This window comes from Microbacterium suaedae, from assembly GCF_003254645.1.
Lineage (GTDB): Bacteria > Actinomycetota > Actinomycetes > Actinomycetales > Microbacteriaceae > Microbacterium > Microbacterium suaedae.
Window position 1 is genome coordinate 1 of record NZ_PNFD01000010.1, and the last position, 1930, is coordinate 1930.

Genomic DNA, 1930 nt, shown 5'->3' on the forward strand with positions numbered 1-1930 from the left:
TCAGCCCTTCATCCCGCTCGTCGCGATGCCCTCGACGAAGAACCGCTGACCCAGCAAGAAGATCACCGCGATCGGCACCACCGAGATCACCAACCCCGCGAACAACACCCCGTAATCCACGTCATACAGACTCGACACGAAGTTCTGCAACCCCAACTGCAACGTCCACAACTCCGTGTCGCGCAGATAGATCAACGGCCCCAGATAGTCATTCCACGTATTCACGAACGTCAACAACGACAAACTCGCCACCGCGGGAATCGACAACGGCACCATGATCCGCCACCAGATCCCGTACTCACTCAACCCATCCAAACGACCCGCCTCGCTCAGATCCTCCGGCACCGTCTCATAGAACTGCTTCATCAAGAACACACCGAACGCGCTGAACGTCTGCAAGAAGATGATCGACCACAACGTGTTCGCCAACCCCGCATTCGTCAACATGATGAACTGCGGAATCATGTACGACTGCCACGGCACCGCGATCGTCGCGACATACAACAAAAACAGCGCATTCCGACCCGGGAACCGGATCCGGGAGAACCCATACGCCGCGAACGACCCCGTCAGCACCTGCAGCAACGTCACCGACACCGACAGCACCAGCGTGTTCCGAATCCACGTGAGGATATCGCTGCGACTCCAGATCGACGTGTAGTTCTCCCACACGAACACCTCCGGCAGCCACCGCACCGGCACCGAGAACACCGAGTTCGCATCCTTCAACGAACTCATCACCATCCAGAAGAACGGCGTGAGCATCGCAGCAGCCGCGACGATGAGGATCACATACAGAACACCGCGCTTGATCCGGTGAGCGACCTCACCCGAATCGCCCGCCGCACGCGCACGACCCGGCGAACTCGGCGCGACGAGGGTCATCGTCTCACTCATCAGATGCTCCTCTTCTTATTCCACATGTACTGCGCGATCGTCACCACAAGACACAACGCGAACAACACCACCGACGCGGCCGAGGCATACCCGAACTCGTTCTCCTCGAAACCCTTCCGGTAGATGAACTGACTGATCACCGTCGTCGCCTGCCCCGGACCGCCCTGCGTGAGCACCAGGATCAGATCGAAGATCTTCAACGAGTTGATCGTGAGGATCACCGTGACGAAGAACATCGTCGGACGCAGACACGGCAACGTCACGTTGAAGAACCGGTGCACCACGTTCGCACCATCCACACGCGCCGCCTCATGCAGCTCCCGCGGCACCGTCTGCAGACCCGCGAGGAACAGCACCATGTAATAGCCCATGTCCCGCCACGTGCTGATGATGACCACCGCGGGCATCGCCCACTCCGGCGACGTCAACCAGCCCGGCGGCTCCGCGAATCCCACAAAACGCAGCGCCTCGTTGATCGGACCATAATCCGGACTGAACAACAGATTCCACACCAACGCGATCGCCACGATCGACGTGATGTACGGGAAGAACGCCGCCGTCCGGAAGAACGCGACCCCGCGCAGCTTGTTGTTCAACAACAGCGCCAACCCGAGCGACACCACGATCGTCAACGGCACATGCAGAACCGTGTAATAGATCGTGTTCACAAACGACGTCACGAACGTGCCATCGCTGAACAGTCGCTGGAAGTTATCGAACCCGATGAACGTCGACGAACCGAAGATGTTCCAGTCGGTCAACGACATGTAGAACATCACGACCACGGGCACGAGCGTCAGCAGAGCGAAGCCGAGGAAGTTCGGAAGGATGAAGCTCCAACCGAGCAGAGTGTTCCGCGCCCGCAGGCGCGAGGGGCGCCGACGCGGCAGCGCCGACCGGGCGGGTGTTGTCGTGGTCATCGTTCTCCTTCAACGAGGGGTGCGCCGACCGGCCGGGACCGGCCGGCGCACAGGGCCGGTCACTCCTCGCCGACCTCGTTCGCGACGCGCTCCTCCGCCTCAGCAATCGCATC

General features: G+C 60.4%; 2 protein-coding genes. Both read right to left on the bottom strand.

What is annotated here, in order from left to right; translation table 11 throughout:
* A complete protein-coding gene (locus C0012_RS15295; RefSeq protein ID WP_198411162.1) occupies positions 1 to 897 on the bottom strand; it encodes a carbohydrate ABC transporter permease in 897 nt (298 codons plus the stop codon).
* The gene (locus C0012_RS15300) at positions 897 to 1817 is read right to left on the bottom strand and encodes a carbohydrate ABC transporter permease (protein ID WP_110590586.1); all 921 of its coding nucleotides are present in this window, start codon (positions 1815 to 1817) and stop codon (positions 897 to 899) included. Before C0012_RS15300 ends, C0012_RS15295 begins: the two co-directional genes overlap by 1 nt.
* Positions 1818 to 1930: the final 113 nt, after the last annotated feature.

What these genes read in the sequence shown, in the direction of transcription:
- C0012_RS15295 (WP_198411162.1), bottom strand. Translation starts at nt 897, where the DNA reads ATGAGTGAGACGATGACCCTCGTCGCGCCGAGTTCGCCGGGTCGTGCG.
- C0012_RS15300 (WP_110590586.1), bottom strand. Translation starts at nt 1,817, where the DNA reads ATGACCACGACAACACCCGCCCGGTCGGCGCTGCCGCGTCGGCGCCCC.